Source organism: Novosphingobium sp. 18050 (assembly GCF_902706195.1).
In the GTDB taxonomy this organism is placed as follows: domain Bacteria; phylum Pseudomonadota; class Alphaproteobacteria; order Sphingomonadales; family Sphingomonadaceae; genus Novosphingobium.
Genome location: NZ_CACSJO010000006.1, coordinates 48,060 through 70,774, shown reverse-complemented (window position 1 = coordinate 70,774; position 22,715 = coordinate 48,060). Strand labels below are relative to the sequence as shown.

Genomic DNA, 22,715 nt, shown 5'->3' with positions numbered 1-22,715 from the left:
GCCAGCGCGTTTACCGTCACGGATCAGTCACATAAGGCAGCTACCGCGCACCCCATCTTAAAACAGGGCGCTTGTATCATGAACCGTAGCTCAACCTCCCGGCGTCTGCGTGCCGTATCTGCTGCTTGTACCGCTGCCTCACTGCTTTGCATTTCAGCCGCCGCGTCCGCTGCCTCCCCCAAAGATGAGATGACGGTCGAACGCGTGGTGATGCTGATGCGGCATGGCGTGCGCCCCTCCACCAAGTTCCCGGCGACGCCGGTGGGCACGACGAAGGACGAATGGCCGACGTGGAACACCCCCGCCGGCGATCTCACCGACCACGGCGCTGACGGTATCCGGCGTCTGGCGGATTACGACCGCAATCTGTTCGTTGCCTCGGGGCTTCTCCCGGCTTCGGGCTGCGCAGTCCCCGGAACCATCAGCGCCTGGGCGAGTGGCAGTTCGCGCGCAATCAAGACCGGGAAAGCATTCCTCGGAACGCTGCAGCCCGGCTGCAACGTTGCGCTCGACCACCCGGCCGATGAAGAAGCCGAGGACCAGTTCCATCCGACCGGCGCGGAGGTAGCCATCGATGGCGACAAGGCGCTGGCGGCTTCGCAGGCGCAGTTTCCCAAAGGTGGTCTTCCCGCCGTCGTAGCCGCGCGCCGGGCCGATTTCGCAGCCTTGCAGCGGATCGTCGGCGTGCCCGTCGACCCCGCCTCGACGCTCAAGGCTACGCCGGGCGATAAGCCGGACATGAAAGGCGGCCTGTCGTTCGCATCCACAGCAGGCCAGACCCTGCTGCTGGAATATCTTGAGGGGATGCCGATGAGCCAGGTCGGCTGGGGCCGTGCCAGCAAGGCCGACATCCGCGCGATACTGCGCTTCCACCCCGTCAAATTCCAGTACGAGACGCGCCCGGCTTACGTCGCCCAGCGCCTCGCCGCGCCGATCGTCACCCGGATGATCGACGCGCTTTCCGGCACCGGCGGAAAAGTCACACTGTTGTTCGGCCATGACAGCAATATTGCCGCGCTCGGCGGTTTCTACGAACTGCACTGGACAATGGCCGATTATCCGCGCGACGATATCGCCCCCGGCGGCGCGATCGGTTTCGAACTGCTGCGCGACAAGGCCGGTCACCGTTTCGTGCGCGCATTCCAGCAAGCGCAGACGATGGACCAGCTGCGCGCCCTCACCCCGCTGACCCGCGCCGCGCCGCCGAGCCGTAGCTATCTGGAAATCCCGGGCTGCGGATCGACCAAGACCGCTTGCACGCTGGAGACCTTTGAAAAGATCACGCGCGAACGTCTCGCCCATCCCGCTCCCTGATCGAACGCCTGAAGGTTGCGGCGTCAAACCGCAGCCTTCAGGCGCAGTCAACGCCGCCCGGTCACCGGGATCAGTTGTTGGCCGACTTTGCCTGCAAAACAGACCCTCGCCCGAAACGCGGGCCCAGGACCGGCAACGCCCACAGCATTATTGTTCTGCAACTCGCCGGAAGGGTAATCCCTAGTTCGCTCCGCCTTCACCCGTTTGCGCATTGGCGGCGGGATCAGGATGCGGCGGCGGCGTGCTGCCGTTTTGCTGGGGAACCTGTTCAGGCTGGGTAGTCCCATCCTCTTCTTGGGTTCCGGCGGTGGGCATCGCGCGGCCATAGACCGGGACGACTGCAGGCGTCATCCGACCATGAAGCGCGTTGATCTCGGCCTTGCGCTGTTTCAGGTACAGCTCCCGATAAGTCGCGTAAGGATTGTCCTCCTCACGGATACGGGTGACTTCGCTATCGAAGGCAGCACGCTCGCCCAACTGGCCCAGGATCGTCGCCGGGATCACGACCGCCGGTTTGGTGAACGGCTTGCCTACCACTGCGGGCACCAGCATCTTGTCGACGGAATCGCCGATAATGTCGCGCAGCGTGGTTGGGCCGATGATCGGCAGGTACATGTAAGGCCCCGGCCCGACACCATAATACCCCATTACATTGGCCAGGCCATTGGGCCGATAGGGCAGGTTGAACGGCTTGCGCTTTGCCATGTCGACAAGACCGGCCGCCCCGATAGTGGTATTGATCGCGAACCGCCCCGCCGTTTCGAGCGCCTTGCCGGGCTTGAACTCCAGGAGATAGGCGGCAAAGACCACTGGCTCGCCAAGGTTCGAGAAGAAGTTGCGCAGACCCTGCCTGACTGGTCCGGGCAGCCCTTTGTTGTAGGCCTGGGCGACCGGCTTCAGCACCGCGTTATCGACGGCCTGCACGGTCTTGAATGACTGTTCGTTGATCCGCTCGAGCGGATCGCCCGGTGGCGCCGGCTGGCGGCGCATTACGACAATATCGTCGCCTTGAGTCACATCACGTTGAATCGCATCAGCATCATTGCCCGGGGCTGCGCTTGGCACGTCCGGCGAAGGCGCCGGCAAGGGCGCCGCCGTGGGCTCAGGTGCAGCGTCCGGCTGCGGCTCGGCCTGAACCGCGACCACGGGATCGATCATGATGAGAGGCTCCGCCACCGGGGCGGCAGAACTCATAATCAATACGGCAGCAGTGGCCGTCAGGCTCATTAGGTCGTCCTTGCGAAGCGGTCGCATGGACACGCCAAAATCGTTCACACAGCGCCATCGACGCAGCTATCTTGCCGCATGTAATGCGCAAGCCGGCGGGCTAGGCCTGATTGCACTGGCCGTCAATTGCATGTGCCGCCGCACTTTCGACCGAAATAGACAGTGCAAAATCGGGGGAGTTGCCCCGCTTCCGGCGGGCTCGGCATTGGTCCCGGTTGATTTGACGTGGCTTTACAACGCTCTGGTTCGCGGGCTTGGGTGTGTCGTATTCACCTCATGACATCCTCGCCCGCGACGATCGTTGCGCGGGAAGTTCACAGCACCTGCGCTGTGATCTGCTCGGTGTCCATAATGCCCGGAAGACTGAAGGTGAAGGTGGTCCCCTGGCCAGGCTCGCTTTCGCATTCGATCTCGCCATGGTGCCGCGCGACGACGGTGTGAACGAAGCTGAGTCCGAGGCCCGCGCCGCTGGTCTTCGGGCCAAGGCCTACGGGGCCGCGGCGGAAGCGTTCGAAAATCGTCATGCGCAGGTCCGCCTCCATTCCCGGGCCCTGATCGGTGACTGCGCAGAGCGCCCAGTTCGTTCCATCGGCGCGCGTCTCGCTGCTCAGTGCGCAGGTGATCGTCGTACCTTGCGGGCTGTACTTGATCGCATTGCCGATCACGTTGCCGAGCGCACGGGTCAGCAGCGAGCGCTCGCCCATAATCAGTAGCGCTTCATTGCCGCGCGTCACGATGTCGATCGATTTGGCTTTCGACTGCGGCCATAGATCGTCGATCGCGTCCATCAGCATGTCGCCCAGTTCGACTTCCTCCAACGCATATTCAAGGTTCTCGGCCCGCGCGAGCTGGACGAATTCGTCCGCAAGCCTCAGCGTGCTTTCCGCATAGTGACGGATCGCCACCGACTCCCTCGCGGATATCCGGTCAGGTGAAGCGGTTTCCAACACCGCAAGGATCGATGCCTGAGGCGAGCGCATGTCATGGGTGAGAAGTTGCACGAAATCGTCGCGTTGCCGCTGTGCGGCCTTCGCTTCGCTGATGTCGACGAAACGGATGACCCATCCCACGCGCGCGCCTTCGGTCGACGTCTGCCCGGCCATGCCGACCAAAAAGAACCGGGCCTGTTCGACCTGGACCTCGCACATCGCCGGATCACCGCCAATGGGAGGGAAAGGAACCGGATCGCCGCTGCCGGTCTGGCGGAAGTATTGCAAGAGTGACGCGGCGTTCGCCTTTTCGTCAATCGTCCCGCCCGTCGAGGCGAACAGAGCGTGTGCGGCGGCGTTGGCGATGACGATCCGGCCCTGCAGGTCCAGCACCAGTGTCGCGTCAGGCAACTGGTCGAGCCTGTCGGCCACGAAATGGCGCATTTCGCGGTCGCGGGCGATGGCCGCGCGCAGCAGGCCGATGGTATAGGCGACCCCCCGCTCCCGGACAGACGGTTCCGCCTGCGGCACAAGCGAGGGTTTGTGATCGAGCCGCTCCAACTGGACACGCATGAACTGTTCGATCACCGCCAATTGCCGCCAGCCCCATAATGGATAGGCGACGGCAAGCCCGCTCAAGGCCGCGCCGGGCGGAAGCCACAGCCGCCAGAATATCAGAGCGGCCACGCACGAACCGAGAACCAGCGCCAAGCACAGCGCGAAGCAGGCCAGCGCGGGAAAGCGGCGCACCGGTCCCAGCAGTACCATCAAAGCCCATAGTGGCAGAAGCGCTAGTGCCAGACAGGCCCAACTTCCGGCGGGGCGCATCATTGCACCGTCCCGCAGGCCCTGCAGCAAGTAAGCCTCGATCTCCAGGCCCGACATCACGCTGCCGGTCGGCGTGGGATAGCGACTGGCAAGACCCGACGCTGTCGCTCCGACCAGGATGATCTTGTCGCGGATCAGTTCCGGCGGGACTTCGCCCGCCAGTACGGAGGCGGCGGAAACTTCCGGCCAGCGCCCCTGCCCTCCGCCGAACGGAATGAGCCGTGCCCGGGCATCGGTGACTTCCCGGCCAGTTGCAAAGGCGGCGACCAGACTTATCAGATGGTGCCACTGGCCCTGCGCCCCCGCCATTGTCGTGGCAGACCGCACGACCCCGTCCGCGTCGGGGTCGATGGTGGCATATCCGACCCCGGTGGCCGCCGCTTGCAGGGAGGCGATAGGCGCAGCACCTTCCTGCCCGGCCGCGGCAGGCAGCATGGGGAAGAAAATGGGGCTACCCGCTGCCGATTCCCCCAAGGCCCGGTCATCGTCGGGGTCGCCCGGTTCGGTGAACAGGACATCGTAGGCGATAGCCTTGGGCCGAGCGGCGCTCAGCCGATCGATAAGCGCTGCATGCGTGGCCCTGCTCCAGGGCCAACGGCCGAGCCGCCGGATGCTGTCATCGTCGATTTCGACAAGAAGGATGGGCTTCGACGATGGCGACGGCGACGCCCAAAAGCTGGCCTGAAGGAGGTGATCGTAGATGAGATTGTCGATGCGCATCATCGTGCGGTCCATCGTCATCCCGGCCACCAGAAGGCTGGTAACGATCGCGATCAGCCACCACTGCGTCCGCAGCTTCAGGCCACGGCGCTGGATCACCAAGCGCCCTCGACCCTCAAATCGGTGTAATCCGACCACCTGGATACGGCCTGGCCGTCAATGACCTGGCTGGTCATGACGCGCCACCGATAGCTGCCCTTCGGCAGGTCGATCACGATCAGGTCATTGCCAGATAGGGGCCCCTGCTCGACCATGGGCTTGTTTTCCTTGCCCGCTTTCGCAAGCTGGAAGCGGAACTGCGGATTGATGGCGCCATGTGCCCGCCACCAGAACCGGAACTGCCGGGAATAACCGGCAGGGCTGACCTCAAGCCCCATCTCGAAACGGTCCAACCGCCGCTCGAACTGGGCAATGCCGGGCTTACCTTCCAGATCGTTCCGGTCGATGGCGGTCGCACGCACGAAGTACCTGCCGTCGGGCAAGGATGCAAAACGCGCCTCGGGCGTAGCCGTCAGCGTCTCGTCCAATACCGAGAGAAACGCCGCATCCGCGCCGATCTGCAGGCGGTATGCCTTGGCGCCCGGCACGGGCTGCAAGACGAAACGAATGTCATCGCCGGCCTGCACGTCGGCTGCGCCGATAAGCCCGGGCGCATCGAGCAAGGCCACCGGGGATTCCAGTTCGCTGGTCGTGCCGAAGCCCGCTGGCAAAGTCTGTGCATCGTGCGCTTCCGCCGCGAATCCGACTTTGCCTTCAAGCACCTCGCTCGTGGCATGTCCGTCCTGTACGTCGTAGCTCATGCGGAACCGGGTTCCGCGTACGGACGTGACGGCGCCGGGCGTGGCAAAGCGAAAGTCGCTGAACGGATCGGTCATCGGCGTCACCGTCGCGCTGGCGCGGCCGTGTTCGATCTCGAACAGTCGCTCCAGGTGGTTGCCCAAAACAGCGCGGCGCAGACGCTGCACCCGTACCGCCGATTGCGACGGCAGCGCGATGCTGGAATCGTCCGGCAGCCTGAGCGTGACGAAGGACTTCTGCCCCGTCTCGATCAAGGTCCCCTCGCTCACTCCCATGCCGACCGTCGCGGGGCGCCCACCGATCCGTACTGCACCGCTGTAGCTGTGCACGGCGCCGCGAACTGGCTCAAGCCTCAGCAGTTCGCGTGGAATGAGCAGGATCATGCCAATCGGCAGGCGCAGTGGATCCGCTACCCGGTTAAGGCGCTGCACGGCGCGATAATCGTCCGGCCGGATGAGATAGAGCGTGGCCAGCCTGAAGAGGTTGTCGCCGCGCTGGACCTCGTACCGCACGATCTCATCGGAGGTCTTGCCCGAAGTCTGCCTTGCAGAGTTCTGCACGCCGCGATTTTGAGCAGTCTGGCTTTGAGCGGCTGAGGCGGTTCCCGAAGTCGCAGCGAGCAGGACCAAGGCCCCTACAGTCAACGCGCGATTTCTAAGAGGTAAGTGCTTCAAGACGATATCCATAGGCATAGATAGGGACCAGCTTGAACCCGTTGCCTGGGCGAATATTCAGCTTGGTTCTGACGTTGGAGATATGAACATCGAGAGTTCTGGTCGGCAGGTCCGGATTACGTCCCCATACTGCCTCGAAGATATACGCGCGTGACAAGGCGCGGTGCAGGTTGCGGAACAACAGCAGGGCCAGGGCGAATTCCTTCGCGGTAAGCGCGATAAGTTCGCCCCCGCATTCGACCGTCTCGGCGCGCGTATCGAAGCGGTAGGATCCGAATACTTCCATACCCAGCAGGGCGGCGGGATAGGCGCGCCGCGCCAGCGCGTTCACTCGTGCCTTGAGAACGGTAGGGGCAACCGGCTTGATGACGTAGTCGTCCGCGCCGGCGGAAAGCCCTTCGACGATGTCCTCCTCTGCCGACCGGCTGGTCAGCATCAGCGCAGGCGGCGGCAGGTCGAGGTTTGCCTTCACCCATTCGAGGATCCCGATCCCCGAAATGCCCGGCACATTCCAGTCGAGGATGAGAACGTCGTACGTCTCACGATGCAGGGCACGGGTAAGCAGATGGCCTTCGACGAAAACCTCGCAGAAATGCCCCGCTTCCGTGAGCGTCATTTCCACGAGCCCGGCAAGGGCCACATCGTCCTCAAGTATCGCTATCCGCACGCGCCGTCCTTCTTCACCCGCATGCAGGCATGGCTGTTCAATAGCAGGGCGAGCGGTGATTGCGAGGTCTAGAGATGCGTCTTTGCAATGTTTTACAGGACGCCCCGGTACGGGACGTTCGACCGGGATTAACATTCTTTTACATGACAGTGAGGGGCGGCGGCGCCTACGGTCCGGCCAAATGAAAATTACGGGAAAGTCCTGATAAAAATGCAAATAGCCGCCATGGGCGCCGGTGCCCGTGTGGGCCGGGCGGCTTTTCCTTGAACCATTCCGCGGACCATGACGGCAGGCTCATGGAACATCTGTTTGCGTCCCCCTCGATGACGCTGTGCGTCCTGGACCGCAGCCACCGGGTCACGATGGCCAGCCCATCGATGTCTTCGATCTTCATGCTGGACACGATAGCCGGCAGCCTGGCCGGCGACCTCGTCCCCGGTGCAGGTCCGGTGGTCCAGGGATGTTTCGATCTCGCCGCGCTCGGACATGCACTGCCGGATCGCTATTTCACCGCGGGTGGCCGCCATTATCAGGTTACGTTTCATGCCACTGCGGACCGGAACGGAGGCATTTTCGAGCTTCTGCTCATAGTGCTGGATGTGACCCGGCGCGTGCAGGTCGAACACCTGCTGCGAGAATCTCGCCGCCGCCTCATCGCCACCGCCCGGCGAGATCATCTGACGGGCCTGCTCAACCGGCGCGGCCTGGAGAGCGTACTTCACCGCGAGTTGAGGCGGTCGAGGCGCGCAGGCAAGTCGTTGTCCTTGATCGCTATCGATATCGACTGGTTCAAGGATTACAATGACAGCCTGGGCCACCCGCAGGGCGACGCATGCCTCTATGCCGTGGCGCGCGCACTCATCGGATGCCTGCGCCGCGCGGGAGATGCAGCCTGCCGATATGGAGGGGAGGAGTTTCTCCTAGTATTGCCGGACACCGACATCGGCGGCGCCGCCACTGTCGCAGCAAACTGCCAGCGGGCCATAGATGACCTGAATATCCCTCATCCGGGCAGCCCGTTCGGCCGGGTCACGGTGAGCTTCGGGATCGCCGAGGCCGCCGCTGGTGCCGACGGGGCCTCCGTTGCGCTGGATGCCATATCGCTCCTCTCCCACGCGGACAGCGCTCTATACCGTGCCAAGCGAGATGGCCGGAACCGCATCGAGTTTGCCTTGGGAGCCTAAAGTTCGGCTCATTTCACGCAGATCGGATGGCCGATCAGGATGGGCGCTCAAGCGAGCCTCTAGCCTGCTATGCGTCTCATTTACTTCATATTGAGTGCTTAGGACGCACTCGGATCTGGTCCTCCCTTGACCATATCTTCCCTGACCTGACACTATGCCCAGTGGCCCTGGCCGCTGGGCTTTTTCCGCCACGATGCGTGAAGATCATGCGAAGTTTTGCTCGCAGGTTGCTGATTCCGGTTTAGAAGGCAGGATGCGCCGGGGAGACATGATCGCTGGACTGTCCGTTGCGGGACTGATGCTTCCCGAAGCGGTTGCCTATGCCGGAATCGCCGGGCTCCCTCCCCAGCACGCGGTGATGGCGGCGATAGCGGGCTGCCTGATCTACGCACTCGTCGGAAGAAGCCGCTTTGCGATCGTGTCGCCCACCTCGTCCTCGGCGGCCATCCTTGCCGCTACGCTGGCGGTCTTTCCCGGCAGCGTAGCGCAGAAGGCCGCGATCGCCACGGTTGCCGTCGCCCTGGCAGGCCTGTTCTTCCTCATCGCGGCCGCCGGGCGTCTGGGTAGCCTTACGGGCTTTGTATCCCGGCCTGTCCTGCGTGGTTTTGCATTCGGACTGGCGATCACCATCATCTTGCGCCAGCTTCCCTCCATCGTCGGTGTACCGGAACAGGGTTCATCCATTGCCGGTATCGCGATTAGCCTGATACGCACCATTCCGCAGTGGCATGTCCCGAGCCTCGTCACCGGCGCACTGGCATTGGGCGCCTTATTCCTGTTCAGGCGATGGCCCGCCATTCCCGGTGCATTCTGCGTGCTGGCCGGCAGCATCCTTGCATCGACCGCGCTTTCGCTTTCCGCGCATGGGGTTGCCGTGGTGGGTACGATCGATACCGCGCTCCAATGGCCGCAATGGCCCGGCATGACGTTTCGCGCCTTCTCGCAACTGGCGCAGCTGGTCCTGCCTCTCGTGCTTATTCTTTTCGCCGAAAGCTGGGGTACGATCCGCGCCTTGGCGCTACGCCATGGCGATACGGTGGAGCCGGATCGCGAACTCCTGTCGCTGGGTATAGCCAATGTCGGTGCTGCGCTGGTGCAAGGCATGCCGGTGGGAGCAGGATTTTCGGCGGGATCAGCTGCCGAGGCCGCTGGCGCGCAGACCCGCTGGACCGCCGTTCTGGCTGCCTGCGCCCTCACCGTTATGGTCCTGGTCGCCGCCCCCGCGATCGCCGAGCTGCCCAAGCCGGTGCTTGCCGCCGTCGTGATCGCCGCACTGTCGCACGCGCTCAGCCCGGCGCCGCTACTTCGCCTCTGGCGTCTCGACCGGGATCAGTACGTCGCGCTGACCTCCGCCGCGGGGGTAATGGCGTTCGGCGTGCTGGACGGGATGCTGCTGGCAATCGCACTGTCGATCGCAGCGCTGCTGCGCCGGCTGGCGGCCCCGCACATCGTCTTTCTGGGTCAGTTGGATGGGAGCCACGACTATGTGGACTGGAGCCGCCATCCTGAGGCCCGGCCCATTCCGAACATGCTGATCGCCCGCCCCGTTGCACCGATCTTCTTCGCGAACGCCGACCGGGTGCTCGCAGAAGTCACAAAAAGCGCGACGGCGGCGGCGAACGTGACGATGCTGGTCCTCAGCCTTGAGGAAAGCCCGGACATGGACAGCACCGCGCTCGATGCTCTCATCGAATTCGACGGGGCGATGACGAAACGCGGGGTTGCCGTCCTCTATGCCCGGCTGCACGATCAACTACGCGACCTGCTGGCGAAATCCGGCGCCGGGGAACTCGTTCAGCGAAGCCATTTCAGTGTCGACGATGCCGTGAAAGCCGCTCTAGCAGCGCCCGTGAAAGCAGCAACGCCATGAAGATGATCGAACCTTTCCTACGCCCCGTCGAAGTCACCGCCCTGCGCCCTACGCAGATGACCGTGGGGATGAGCGAGGTCGAACGAAAGCGCCGCCTCTGGCGCGAGCATAGCGAACACGACGGCCCCGAGTTTCTCGGACGGCACATGCTGCCGGTCGTGATCGGGCCGGACGAGCGCCATTGGCTGATCGACCATCATCACCTGGCACTGGCCCTTCATCAGGAAGGCGCGGGCCATGTGCTGGTCAATGTCGTTGCTGACCTGCGAGTGCTCAAGCGTCAGGCCTTCCTTGTTTTCATGGATAACAGGAACTGGCTCCATCCCTATGATGCGCAAGGCAAACGCCAGTCTGCGAAAGACCTGCCCAAGAGCATCGGGGATCTCAGCGACGACCCGTTTCGATCGCTCGCAGGTGCGCTGCGGCGTGCCGGTGGCTATGCCAAGGTCCCGACGCCATATTCAGAATTTCTCTGGGCAGATTTCCTGCGCCATCGGATCAGCACGAAAAAACTCGCCAACGCCCCCGAGGCTGCCTTGACCAAAGCCCTGTCACTTGCCCGCGACAAGGATGCCGACTTTCTCCCCGGTTGGTGTGGACCTCAGGACTGAGGTCGTAACAGGATTACATTCAGGCCAGTTCCCGATCCCGCGAGAAAAATTTCGCAGCGGCTGTAAGATATGAAGATGCGCGGCGTCATCTCGGTGAAGATACGCGAAACACCTTGCGCAATCGGGAACATCTTGTGCCAGACATGCACGAAAAAATAACCTCCATGCCAACATGGAGCCTGTTGAGACGCCTATATCATCTGAACTCATCACAATTCATAGGATTTAAAATCGCCGACAAGGGGGCTGCACTGAGCATTTCTTGCGCAGCCATTGCATCTGTCTCGTTGTATATGGCTCCGGCCGCCGCGCAGGATTTTGCCAAAGTCGCACTCGGCAAAGCCGAGTTGGAACGACGACTTGCCGGGCCTGACGGCTCTGTCATGGTTGTCGCCCATCGCGGGTGCTGGCACGACACTTCCGAAAACAGCGTCGACGCCATCAAGGCCTGCATCAAGGCCGGGATCGACATGGTCGAACTCGACGTGCGCGCCTCGCGTGATGGCAAGCTAATGCTGATGCACGACCCTGCGCTGCAACGCATGACGGATGGCGTGGGCAAGGTCGAGGACCTCGACTGGGCGCAGCTTCGCAAACTTCGCCTGCGCGAGGGCCGGGGCGACGGCACGCCGCTCAGCAAGCGTCGTATCCCGACCCTGAAGCAGGCGCTGCGCGCGGCGAAGGACAAGATCCTTATCAACGTCGATGCCAAGGCACCACTTTCGGCCGCTGTACTGGCGCAAGTCGATGCAGCAGGCATGCGTGCGCAGGTTCTGTTCAAGGCGGAAGCGCCGGTCGCGACGATCCTTGCCGCGGCGCCGTGGGCGGCATCGGTGCGGTTCCAGCCGATCCTGCGCCAGCCCTACATCCATACCGACCCCGCCGCCGCCATCGCCGCCTATGATACACTCAGGCCGGTCAGCTACGAGATCGACGTCAAGGACGAAGCGTTCACCGCACTCGTCGCCCCGATCGTCCATACCCGCTGCGCGCGCTACTGGATCGACGGCCTTGCCGGACGTGCCTTCGACGATCGCGAGGCCGTGGCTGACCCCGACCTCGTCTGGGGCAAGTTGATCGCCCTGGGTGTCGACGCAGTCCAGACCGACGAGCCGATTGCGCTCAAGACCTACCTGCAGCGTACCAACGCCGCCGCCTACCGTTGCGAGCCCCCGGCCGAATAAAACCGGTCGACCAGGCCCATCGGGCCTTTGGCGCCGCGCGCGCACCTCCTTCGGATTTCGACTCTCGCTTTTCGTTCACAGGATAGCTGTACCCATGAAACGCATCTCCAAGTTCCGCTACGCCGTCGCAGGCTCCGCCCTTATCGCCGGCCTGGTCAGCGCACCGGTCTTCGCGCAGGACGCTGCAACGCCGCCTTCCGGACCCGATGCCGACGAAATCCAGAACCGCGCCGCCGATGCCCGCGATACTGAAGGCGAGGCCGCAGGTATCGTCGTCACCGGCTACCGCTCGTCCAATGCCGCCGCGATCGAGGCCAAGCGCCGCGCAATCGGCATTTCGGACTCAGTCGCCCAGGACCAGGCCGGCCTGCTGCCCGACCTTACTATCGCACAGGTTGCCCAGCGCATCCCGGGGGTTGCCCTGGTGCCGGACTTTGCCACCGCCGACGACCGCTCGCCCGACCTCGCCGAAAGCGTAATGATCCGAGGAATTGGGTCCAGCTACAACCTCGTCACCATCGACGGTCTGCCGCTGGCGACGACATCCCAGGACAGCCGCGGCGCGCGCATCGAACTGCTGCCCCCCTCGTTTGTCAGCCGCATCGACGCGGTCAAGACCATCACCGCCAGCCTCGATCCCCACGCGCTCAGCGGCCAGCTAGACCTGATAACCGCCAGCGCTTTCGACACCGGCAAGACCACGGTCACCGCCCGCGCCTCGATCGGCGACAACTCCACCGCCGGCGCGCTGGACGTTGACCAGGGCAAAAACCTGCGTACCGACGCAACGTTCTCCAGCGTGTTCGGCGAAAACCGCGACTTTGGCGTGGTCGTATCGGGCTCCTATGCGCGCTACAACTCCAGTAACTACGACCAGAAGCCCGGCGCGGTCGACAACAGCTACCTTCTTTACAACAAGACTACCGGCAAACAGATCGCGGATTACAACGACCTTACCGATACGAATGGATATTCGGCAGCCTCGCGCAACCAGATATTCGTCTACGATGATACCGTCACCCGCGCATCCGGCGTCATGAAGCTGGAGTACAACCCCAGCAAGACGACCTATGCGTCGCTTTACACTGGCTATTTCTTCCAGAAGGAAGACGAAGTCCGTAACGAATACCTTGCAACCGCCGACACCGCCAACGCCCCGACCGGTCAGACCGAAACCTCGGGCACATGGGCGAAGGGGCGGACGGCTCTGGGCTACTCGCACCAGCCGCAGAAGCGCGAGACCTTCGTGGTTTCAGGCATCCTCGACCAGGCGCTGAGCGACGACGTCGGCATGCATTTGCGCGCCTCGCATTCGCTGGCCCGGCTCAACACCATCCGCGACCGTTCCAAGTTCCAGATGGCCAGCAACACCGCCAATGGTGGCTTCTCCTACGACCTGAGCGGCGGCTATCCGGTGCTCTCGTTTCCTAACACGGATTACGGCAACGACGCGGCGAACTACGTCCAGAGCTACATCCAGCACATCACCCAGCGCGCCGCACAGGACCTGACGTTCGTGGGCGCCAACTTCGACTACAACTTTGGCGCCGACGATCGCGGCTTCGGCTTCAACGTGGGCGCGAGCTTCCAGAGCACCGACCAGTCTTATGACGAGAACCTGGAAAGCGGGAAAATTCCGGGCACCAACGGCGCAGCGGCGCCGACCATGTCAGGGTTCGTGCGATCGACACGGCTGGGCACAACCGATCCGGACGTCGACTTCCTACTGATCGATGACGCAGCCTATCGCGCCGCCTGGGTCGCCGCCGGCTATCCCAGCACAGACGACAACAGCGACAACAACATCCAGAGCGACTACGATCTCAACGAGAAGGTCGCCGCCGCATTCCTCGAGGCGAACTACCGGACCGATGCCTTCAACTTGCGCGCCGGCCTGCGTTACGATTCCACCGTGAACCGCATCAACCTGTGGTCGCAGGACGAAAACCTTGCCGCCACGCCCAACGCCGCCGCCCAATACGTGCGAACCAAGCGCAAGGCCGACTACGCCTATCTCCTGCCCTCGCTCATTGCCAGCTACGACTTCAACAACGGCGTGATCACCCGCGCCGGTTACAGCAAGACGATCGGCCGCCCCAACTTCTCCTACTACGCGATCGGCGAATCCGTGGGCCTGCCCGACGACAGCGAGGAGAACGTCATCGGCGTGACGCGCGGCAACCCGGATCTCAAGCCGCGCACTTCGAACAACTTCGACCTGTCGCTGGAATGGTATCCAACGCGTGGCAGCATGCTTTCGGTCGCGCTGTTCTATAAAGACATCAAGAACCTGATCTTCACGCAGAACGTGACCGACGACAATTATCAATACAATGGACAGACCTACACTGCGCGCATCACCACGCCGATGAACTCGCAAACGGCTTCACTCAGGGGTCTCGAACTATCTGCCCGTCAGGATCTTCGCGACCTGGTTTCCGGCTTTCTCAGCAACTTCGTGCTGTCTGCCAATGCCACCTTCATCGACGGCAAGCAGACGGTGATCCAGTCCGACGAATCCCTGCGCAAGGTCGGTGGGCTGGAAGGACAGCCAAAGTTCCTCGCCAATGGCACCGTTTCCTACGAAACTTCGGTGTTCGGCGCCTCGGTCGCTTACAGCTACGTCGGGGACTACCTCAAGTCGATCAATGAGGACGCCTCGATCTTCGACATCCACAGCCGGCATCGCGGCGAATTCTCGGCGCAGGTGCGCTGGAAGGCGCTGGAAAACGTGACGCTGATCGCCGAGGGCCAGAACCTCACCAAGTCGAATATCGAATACTATCGCAAGATGCCGACCGGCGAACTGCTGGCCGAGCGCGCCCAGAAGGGCCGCGTCCTGTGGCTCGGTGTAAACGCGCGGTTCTGACACCAAACCGTCGTGACAATACAGGAGAAGCGCGGGGCGGGACAAGCCTTGGCCTGCCTTGTGCTTCTCCCACTCCGTTTCCCGAAACCGATCGGAATTTCCCCGCGATGATTGCGAACCTGACGAAAGCCGCCGCCGTTCTGGCCTTTCCCCTGATTGCGCACCCTACCCTCGCCGCGCCCTTCTGCGGCGAGACGCCCCGCATCGCCGCCCTCACCCGCGAATGGGCCGATCCACGCGGCCCGGTGATGATCGCTTCGCATCGCGGCGGCCATCTCAAGGTGCCCGAGAACTCGCTGGCGGCCATCGACGAAGCCGTGGCAGCGGGCGCCGATTTCGTCGAGATCGATGTCCAGGTCAGCAGTGACGGCGTGCCTTTCATCATGCATGACCATACCGTCGATCGCACCACGAATGGCACCGGCAAGGGCGAGGACCTGACTTATGCGCAGCTGCGCAGCCTGCGGCTGAAAGGCGCCGACACCCCGCCGCCGACGCTGCTGGAAATGCTGATGCATACCTGCGGCCGGGTGCTCGTCGACATCGACATGAAGACAGATCACATCGCTCCCGTCCTCGCGGTGATACAGGGTCTTGGCATGGCCGGTCAGATCGAGATGTTCGATGCCGACAGCAACCTTCTGCGCGCGGCTCGGGCGTTGGAGCCGGACCTTCAGGTGATGACCCGCCTGACCAAGGATGCCACTCTGGAGGGCATCAACGAAGGCCTGTCGCCGGTGCGTATCGTCCACGGCGATGCACAGTCGCTGAGCCCGAAAGCCCGCGCACAGATCCAGGCCCTGCCCGCGCGGATCTGGGCCAACAGCCTTGGCGAAACCGACGACCTGATGGTGCGCAGTGCTACAAATGCCTGCGCCGCACTCAGCAAGTTACAGGCTATGGGCGCCAACACCATCCAGACCAACTATCCGGCCCTGCTGCGCGGATACCTGGCAAAGTGCGCGGCCAGGAACTGATCGCGCCAGCCACCCAGCCGCCGGACAAGGCCCTAACGTCCGAAGCTCCAGTTGACGCTCAACCGGACGACGCGTGGTACTGAATAGCTGTCCTTCAGCCACCCCGCGTTGGGGCCCGTCAGGCTGGTAACGCGCTCCCGCGTCAAATTGGCGATGTCGAGGATGGCGCTGACTCCCGCTCCGAAACGATAGCGGGCCTGCACGTCGAACTGTCGCCTGGGCGCCCAGTAAACATCCTGCGGAACAGTGTCCGGCGCGATGCTACGCAAGGCCCGTCCGGTCCAGTTCATCGCCCCGCGCAGTTCGAACCCGCCCCGGTTGTAGAACACCGCCAGGTTGCGAATCTCATCGGGTTGCCCGACGAGGCGGTCGACTGTGCGCACCGCCCCGCCCTTCATCGGCACACTCATGGCACCGCCAAGTACCGTCCAGTTGGCGCTTACACCGAAGCCGCTCAGAGCCGGTATCACCGCCTCCAGCGATCCTATCACGGCGCTCAGTTCCAATCCCGATATGTGCGCCGCCGTTGCGTTCGTCGGTTTGGTGACCATCGCATTGCGATAATAAATGCCCCCATAGTCATACCCCACGGTGACCGCGTCGAAGATCTCGTTGGCGATCTCCTTGCGGAACAGCGCCCCCGAGATCATGCCGTCCAGCCGGCGCGTCAGGCTCCATTCCAGGCTGAGGTCGAAGTTGTCGGACATGCGCGGGTCGATGTCCGGGTTGCCCAGGTTGACATGCACGCCCGCAGCATTGCCGTCACCGATCGAACTTTCGCTTGCGAAATCGATCGATGAACGCGGGGCATAGGATTCGTAGCTGGGCCGCCCAATGGTGCGGCTGTAGCCTGCGCGCAGCTTGAGGCGCGGCAGCATCTGATAATTAACCAGCAGCGACGGCAGCAGCCGCAAATAGCCGGAGGACGTCGTTTGCGTGGTCCATGTGTCCCCTGCGCCAAAATAGCCCTGGGTGGCGATCCCGGTGTGTTCCAGCCGGGCCCCTGCAAGCACCTCGGCCGGCCCGCTTTCAAAGCGCGCCATCGCATAACCGGCGAGGACTGTTTCCCGGTGCCTGAAATCGTCCTCGTGATCGTTCTCGACGCCATCGGTAATGAAGATGCTCGACTGGTTCTCGTCGAACATCCGCCAGCCGAGTGTAGGGTCGACGGCGATCAGCATCAGGCCGCTTCCGTTGAAGGGAAGCGCCGCATTGCTGACATAGCCCGCCTGCGCCAGAGTGAGGCCAAGGTCGCTCGTCCCGAAAGCCAGGCTCTGGTAGCCATAGGCATAGCTTGTACGTGTCGCGGCGAGGCCGGCGGCGAAACCTGTCCCGTCGCCCGCTCCGTCAAGGCCGTGCCGCCAGTCGGCATGGATGGTATCCACCCGCGCGGCTGCCTGGCGGCTGCGATGGCGCCAGTAATCGGCGGAATAAAGCGACAAGTCGTAATATCCCTGCGCGGGGACATCGAAGCTGAATTGCAGGCCAGAGGTATCGTAGCCGAAGCCCAGCGCGCCCGTCCCCACAGCAGCGCCGGTCTCGCCCTGCCCGGCCGTGAACTTCACCATGTCGTAGGCTTCGTGCATGGTGGCGCGCGACAGACCCGCGCGCATTGAGAATTCGTCGCGTGAGGTCGGCTGCCAGTTTACATCGAACTGCACGACCTTCGTCTCGTTGTGGGTGACCCCGCCGCGATAGCCGACTTGGGCGGAGGCGGAATCGAAGTGCCCGGAAGTCGGTGTCTGGTCGACAAGAACGGCGTCTTCCGGATCGAAGACGATCTCGTTGCGGATGTAGCCATCGCGGAAACGGTAGTCCGCTGCCAGGACCGACAGCCGCAGAGCGCCGAGGTCCGCCTCGCCCCGCACAGTGGCGCCCATGTGACGACGATCGCTGGCATTGTACCAGTATTTTTCCTGACGCGGCACCGGAATGCCGTTGCCCAGCGCGGCGTCGTCCACGCGGCTGCCCGCATCGTCGTAGAAAGAGAGGAAATTGCTGTCGCCCGTGGCGTGCACGTTGCTGTTGTTCTGAAGCCGTTGGTAATTGGCCGAGACGACTATGCCGAACTGCTTCTCCGCCCCGAACGTCGTGCTGGCGGTAACAGAGGCATGGCCGCCGAAGCGGGACTGGCGCTGCACCTGCCCCCACTCGCTCGGGCTGGAAGTGCCGCTTTCGACCGAAAGGAACGGCCGGCCACCGTCATCGAAAGCGCTGCGTGTCTGTAGATCGATAGCGGCGCCGATGGCGTTGGGATCGAATTCGGGCGTGAAGGTCTTCACCACCAGCAGGCGGCTGACCAGCGAGGTCGGCAGGATGTCCAGCCGCACGCCCCGGCTGGCACTGTTGGAAGCCACATCGGGAATGCCAGTAGACGCCACCTGCATTCCGTTGATGGTGACATTGTTGTAGGCCTGCGTCAGTCCGCGCACAACTGGCGCGATGGGCACGTCTCGCGGATGCTCGTTATCGGCGATGGGCACTACCGACACGCCGGGAATGCGGCGCATCGCGTCGGCCACGGTGTTGTCAGGCAGGCGCCGCACTTCGTCGCTCGCTATGGCGTCGACGATATTGCGCGCGCGCCGCTTGGTAGCCAAGGCGCGCTGGTCGGCGATCCGCTGGCCGATCACCACCATGGGGGCCGGAGCCTCGACCATATCGCTCACCGCCGAGCCCGGCACGGCGACCGCGCGGGCGCGCCGTAATTGGCTCGGAGGTGGAATGCTCGCTGCAGAAGACTGCGGTGCGCTGACGATGAGGATTACCTCGCCGCGCTGCCGGAAGGTCAGTCCGCTGCCGCGTAGCAAAGCCTTCATTGCCTGAGCTGCCGCCATGACGCCGCGCACGCCGCCGGTACGTCTGCCACGCAGCACGGCGGGGTCGGCGATGACCTGAATGCCACTGGCGCGAGAAAAGTCCGTCAGTGCCTCGGACAAAGGTCCGGCCGGAATCGCAAAGGACGTGGGGCGCGCGTAGACCGGGATTGACGCAGGGGTCACGGCGGCAACCGTCGCCAGCGCCGCGAAGCGAGGAAAGGCCTTCATCGCATCGCCGGCCTACGCCTTCGGCCGACTACCCGTAGTCAGGTACATCGCGCGTCTTGCCAGGCGGATGGCGGGGGTTTCCGGGCCGCTTTCACTGCTGTTCGAGGACATAGCCCTGCCCCGTCTGCCTGACCCTGAAGCCATAAAGTGCTCCCAGGTTATCGAGCACGACACCAGGTTCGGAGAGGCGGAACCGGCCTGCCACGCGCTTTTCCAGCAGGGCCTCGTCCGCTACAGTGATGGTCCGGCTGGTCCAGCGCTGCAGGCGCGGGATAAGCTGCGCCAGCGGCATGTCAGAGACCTGCAGCCAACCTTCCCGCCAATCGGAAACGGATGCGGCCTCGAACCGGGCAGCATCGCCGACCCGCCCCCCGATCAGCGCGGAGCGGTGCGAGGCCGGCACGAGGACCGGGGCCGTATGGCCCTCGCTCGCCTCGAAACGAACCAGGCCGCGCTCCACGGCAAGGTCGACCCGGCCTGCGTTCACCGCAAGATCGAAGCGCGTGCCCAGCACGGTAACCTGCCCTGGTCCGGCAGAGACCGTAAAAGGCCGGTGCTTGTCGTGCGTCACGTCGAACAGGGCTTCGCCCGCCTCCAGCGCGATCTCGCGCCGGTTGTTGGCGATCCTGGCCCTGATGCGGGTGGCGCCGTTCAGCGTGACCTCAGTTCCATCGGCCAGCGTAACGCTGCGCACCTCGCCGGCGGTCGTGGCGTAAGTCTGCGCGGGCGTCATTGCGAATTGCAACTGCGGCCATGACAAGGCCAGCACCGCGAGGCAGGCAGCGGCCAGAGCGCCGATGGCAAAACGGCGGGTCCCGCTGCGGGCAGTCGGCATCCGCCGCCGCTTCTCCTTGCGCCATTCATAAAGGCGCGCGCCATCGGCGACCGCCTCGTCCATGCACGAGGCCCAAAGTACCTCGAACTTGTCCCGGCGGCCCGGCGCACCAGCCTGCCACTGCGCGAATGCGGCGGCGTCGACGGCGTTGCTCATGTGGCGGGCAACCCACAGCGCAGCGTCCTCGTGTTCCTGATCGTGCAAGATATCCGCCGTCATTGGCCCGGCGCCTCATCCAGCGTGGCCATGCCCTTATGCAGCGCCAGCACAGCGCGCGCGACATGCGTGTCGACAGCGGCGGGGCTGATCGCCAGGGCCGCGGCCACTTCCTTGGCGGACATCCCGTGGAGCCGACGCATGATAAACACCTCGCGGCGCTGGGCCGGCATCTGCGCGAGAATCTCGGACACTTGTTCCATACGCTCGCGGTGCAGCATAATCTGTTCCTGCGATGGATATTCTGCCGGAGCGTCCATCCCGCCAGCAAGTGCATCCTCGCTGCGGCGTGTGCGGAACCGGGCATGATCGACGATGAGGTTACGCGCGATCGTGCGCAGCATTCCTCCCATGTTGGCGATGGTGCCGGTGCGGTACTGGGCGAGCCTTACGAAGCTGTCCTGAACGATGTCCTCGCTGGCCGAATGATCGCCCAGATGCCTGTAAGCAAAGCGATAGACCTCACGGCGGCACAGGCGATAGACGGATTCATCGAAATTCAAGACTCGCCTCCCCGGCTCCGGTGCCGCCGGGTATCTTCGGGGCATGACAGCTTGATGGCGAATTCGGGCCTCGTCCAAATCGCTGAAAACGTCGGACATCGACTGCCATCTTGCTAATGCAATGTAATAGCGATAATCACAAATCATTCATTCCGGCCGCCGGCCCTTTCAGACAATTGCGGAGCATACGATGTCCATCAGGTACCTGGCCCCCTTGTTCCTCGCTTGTGCCGCTCCGGCAGTACAGGCCCATGAGGTCTGGATCGAACGCGATGCCTCGGGCCCGGCCCGCATCTACCTTGGCGAACCCGCCGAAGCGCTGCCGGTCGGTGGCGACCCTGAGTTCGAACACCTCAAGGCGCCGAAGCTCGTGCCGGCCAGCAAGGCCGTGCTGGCCCGCAAGACCGGATATCTGGAAGTGGCGGTGCCTTCCGGTGACGTGCGTGCGCACGACGACACCGTGTTTGCTCCCTGGGGCACCGGTACGAAGAAGGAAGGCGTAGCCTATTATGCACGCGCAGGCCGCAGCGAAGCACGCGCTGTGATGCCGATGGAACTCACGCCCGTGACTGCGGGCAGTGACCGCTTCGTGCTCGTCCGCGACGGCCAGCCGGTGAAAGATACGCAGATCACGGTGGTCTCGCCGGAAAAGTGGTCGAAATCGGTCAAGACCGACGCGGATGGAGCTGTCGCCGTGCCGATCCGTGAAAAGGGCCGCTATCTTATCTCCGCGACCCTGAAAGACGAAGGCAAGTTTGACACGACACTCGGCCCGGTTTCTGTGCTGCACAGGGTTGCCACCACAACCTTCGTGGTGGACTGAACGCCTGACCTGATAGAAGCGCCCCGAAAGCCACTTGCCCGACTAAATCCGGGTATAAAGCGTTTTCGGGCGCTTCACCGGTTTACCGGATTTTATCGGTAAGCGAGCAGCACGGGCAAATGATCGTCTATCCAGTTGGCCAGAGCTTCAACGCGGTCCGCCGCTTCGCGGCCAAGGTCGGTCAGCGTATATTCGACATGCGGCGGCACCACCGGGTAGCTTTGCCGCTTCACCAGCCCGTCTCCCTCCAGCTGGTGCAGGGTCTGGGCGAGCATTCGGTCGCTCACCCCGTTCAACTTGCGTCGTAATGCGCTGAACCGCATCGTCCCGGGTTTCAGCGCTATAAGCGCAAGCACGCCCCAGGTGCTGGTCACGTGTTTCATTATCTCTCGCGAGGGAGAGCGCGGCTCGAACACGTCGCCGCGCTCCATGCGATCGGCCAGACGCGTGGATGTGCGCTTTAACATCGACACTTACCTTCATGTGCGTACTTACCAGCCATAAATTAGGCGAGTATGTGCCCAACGACAACACCGACCAATCGGGCCATCTGCGCAGTGATCATCGCAGCAGCAGGCCAAGGTCGTGCCGAAAAGAACCGAGGACGCCTCCCCCATGAAGCATGCAACCTACATCGATGCGGCGCTGGCGCCGGTCGAACGCACGGAAGCCATCAAACTGCATGGGCCAGTAGGGTTCGAGGGAATGCGCAAGGCGGGGCGGCTTGCCGCCGACATGCTGGACCGCCTGGCACCCCACGTGGTCCCGGGTGCCCGCACCGATGCGCTCGATGCGATGGTCTACGACATGGCCCTGGAGGCAGGCGCGAGGCCGGCATCGCTCGGCTACCACGGATTCACGCATAGCTGCTGCATCTCGATCAACCAGGTGGTCTGCCACGGCATCCCTTCGGAGCGGACCTTGAAGGAGGGAGATATCGTCAATATCGACGTGACCCCGATCCTTGACGAATGGCACGGCGATACCAGTCGCATGTATATGGTTGGCGAAGTCCCGCTCAAGGCGAAGCGGCTGGTCGAAGTCACACACGAGGCGATGATGCGCGGGATCGAGCAGGCGAAACCGGGCAACCGCCTGGGCGACATCGGCCATGCCATAGAGCGTTTCGCGGCGAAGTATCGCTATGGGATCGTTCGCGATTTCTGCGGCCACGGCCTGGGCCGGGTGTTTCACGATGCGCCGGACGTGGTTCACGCGGCCAGGGCAGGCACCGGGCCCGAACTGCGGCCCGGCATGTTCTTCACCGTCGAGCCGATGCTGAACATCGGCGGGCCCGGTGTAAAGATCCTGGAAGATGGCTGGACCGCCGTCACGCGCGATCGGACGCTTTCCGCCCAGTTCGAACATTCGATCGGGATCACCGAAACGGGCCACGAGATATTCACGGCCCCCGCCTGAGGAAAGGCCGCTCAACTTGC

At 63.4% G+C, this 22,715-nt stretch carries 17 protein-coding genes; 9 read left to right on the top strand and 8 right to left on the bottom strand.

The genetic code is table 11. The features are described 5' to 3' along the window. Nucleotides 1-189: 189 nt before the first annotated feature. Nucleotides 190-1,314, top strand: a complete 1,125-nt coding sequence (locus GVL61_RS08435) for a histidine-type phosphatase (protein WP_235037581.1) — start codon at nucleotides 190-192, stop codon at nucleotides 1,312-1,314. 180 nt (nucleotides 1,315-1,494) lie between these two features. Here GVL61_RS08435 and GVL61_RS08430 read toward each other — a convergent pair whose 3' ends face one another. The 4 genes from GVL61_RS08430 to GVL61_RS08415 form a co-directional block, all read right to left on the bottom strand. Continuing rightward, entirely contained in the window at nucleotides 1,495-2,541 is a 1,047-nt protein-coding gene (locus GVL61_RS08430; RefSeq protein ID WP_159978920.1) for a VacJ family lipoprotein, read from the bottom strand. Nucleotides 2,542-2,855: 314 nt separating this feature from the next. Continuing rightward, nucleotides 2,856-5,117, bottom strand: coding sequence for a CHASE2 domain-containing protein (locus tag GVL61_RS08425; RefSeq protein WP_159978918.1), 2,262 nt, complete (start codon nucleotides 5,115-5,117; stop codon nucleotides 2,856-2,858). After that, the gene (locus tag GVL61_RS08420; RefSeq protein ID WP_235037580.1) at nucleotides 5,114-6,460 is read right to left on the bottom strand and encodes a FecR domain-containing protein; all 1,347 of its coding nucleotides are present in this window, start codon (nucleotides 6,458-6,460) and stop codon (nucleotides 5,114-5,116) included. Before GVL61_RS08420 ends, GVL61_RS08425 begins: the two co-directional genes overlap by 4 nt. A 10-nt stretch (nucleotides 6,461-6,470) precedes the next feature. Then, entirely contained in the window at nucleotides 6,471-7,157 is a 687-nt protein-coding gene (locus GVL61_RS08415; protein ID WP_159978914.1) for a response regulator transcription factor, read from the bottom strand. 296 nt (nucleotides 7,158-7,453) lie between these two features. Here GVL61_RS08415 and GVL61_RS08410 point away from each other — a divergent pair, with 296 nt between their 5' ends. From GVL61_RS08410 to GVL61_RS08385, 6 genes are all read left to right on the top strand, one after another. Beyond that, a complete protein-coding gene (locus GVL61_RS08410; RefSeq protein WP_159978912.1) occupies nucleotides 7,454-8,341 on the top strand; it encodes a GGDEF domain-containing protein in 888 nt (295 codons plus the stop codon). Nucleotides 8,342-8,609: 268 nt separating this feature from the next. Beyond that, a complete protein-coding gene (locus GVL61_RS08405; protein ID WP_235037579.1) occupies nucleotides 8,610-10,211 on the top strand; it encodes a SulP family inorganic anion transporter in 1,602 nt (533 codons plus the stop codon). Further along, a complete protein-coding gene (locus GVL61_RS08400) occupies nucleotides 10,208-10,822 on the top strand; it encodes a ParB-like protein (protein ID WP_200844688.1) in 615 nt (204 codons plus the stop codon). Before GVL61_RS08405 ends, GVL61_RS08400 begins: the two co-directional genes overlap by 4 nt. 293 nt (nucleotides 10,823-11,115) lie before the next feature. Beyond that, on the top strand, nucleotides 11,116-12,006 hold the full coding sequence (locus GVL61_RS08395) for a glycerophosphodiester phosphodiesterase family protein (protein ID WP_159978908.1): 891 nt from the start codon (nucleotides 11,116-11,118) through the stop codon (nucleotides 12,004-12,006). A 94-nt stretch (nucleotides 12,007-12,100) separates the two neighbouring features. Beyond that, entirely contained in the window at nucleotides 12,101-14,875 is a 2,775-nt protein-coding gene (locus GVL61_RS08390; RefSeq protein WP_159978906.1) for a TonB-dependent receptor, read from the top strand. A 107-nt stretch (nucleotides 14,876-14,982) separates the two neighbouring features. Further along, nucleotides 14,983-15,852, top strand: a complete 870-nt coding sequence (locus GVL61_RS08385; RefSeq protein ID WP_159978904.1) for a glycerophosphodiester phosphodiesterase family protein — start codon at nucleotides 14,983-14,985, stop codon at nucleotides 15,850-15,852. 32 nt (nucleotides 15,853-15,884) lie between these two features. Here GVL61_RS08385 and GVL61_RS08380 read toward each other — a convergent pair whose 3' ends face one another. From GVL61_RS08380 to GVL61_RS08370, 3 genes are all read right to left on the bottom strand, one after another. Next, the gene (locus GVL61_RS08380; protein WP_159978902.1) at nucleotides 15,885-18,899 is read right to left on the bottom strand and encodes a TonB-dependent receptor; all 3,015 of its coding nucleotides are present in this window, start codon (nucleotides 18,897-18,899) and stop codon (nucleotides 15,885-15,887) included. A 91-nt stretch (nucleotides 18,900-18,990) separates the two neighbouring features. Continuing rightward, nucleotides 18,991-19,953 (bottom strand): FecR family protein, encoded by a 963-nt coding sequence (locus GVL61_RS08375; RefSeq protein WP_159978900.1) that lies wholly within the window; start codon nucleotides 19,951-19,953, stop codon nucleotides 18,991-18,993. Beyond that, complete coding sequence (locus GVL61_RS08370) at nucleotides 19,950-20,453, bottom strand: RNA polymerase sigma factor (protein WP_159978898.1); 504 nt, start codon at nucleotides 20,451-20,453, stop codon at nucleotides 19,950-19,952. The genes GVL61_RS08375 and GVL61_RS08370 overlap by 4 nt, the downstream gene beginning before the upstream one ends. A 190-nt stretch (nucleotides 20,454-20,643) precedes the next feature. On the opposite strand from GVL61_RS08370, the gene GVL61_RS08365 reads away from it, so the two are divergent. After that, a complete protein-coding gene (locus GVL61_RS08365; protein WP_159978896.1) occupies nucleotides 20,644-21,276 on the top strand; it encodes a DUF4198 domain-containing protein in 633 nt (210 codons plus the stop codon). A 92-nt stretch (nucleotides 21,277-21,368) separates the two neighbouring features. Here GVL61_RS08365 and GVL61_RS08360 read toward each other — a convergent pair whose 3' ends face one another. Then, a complete protein-coding gene (locus GVL61_RS08360; protein ID WP_200844689.1) occupies nucleotides 21,369-21,743 on the bottom strand; it encodes a helix-turn-helix domain-containing protein in 375 nt (124 codons plus the stop codon). A gap of 148 nt (nucleotides 21,744-21,891) precedes the next feature. Between GVL61_RS08360 and map the strand changes: the two genes are divergently transcribed. Next, complete coding sequence (gene map / locus GVL61_RS08355; protein ID WP_159978894.1) at nucleotides 21,892-22,695, top strand: type I methionyl aminopeptidase; 804 nt, start codon at nucleotides 21,892-21,894, stop codon at nucleotides 22,693-22,695. Nucleotides 22,696-22,715 lie beyond the last annotated feature (20 nt).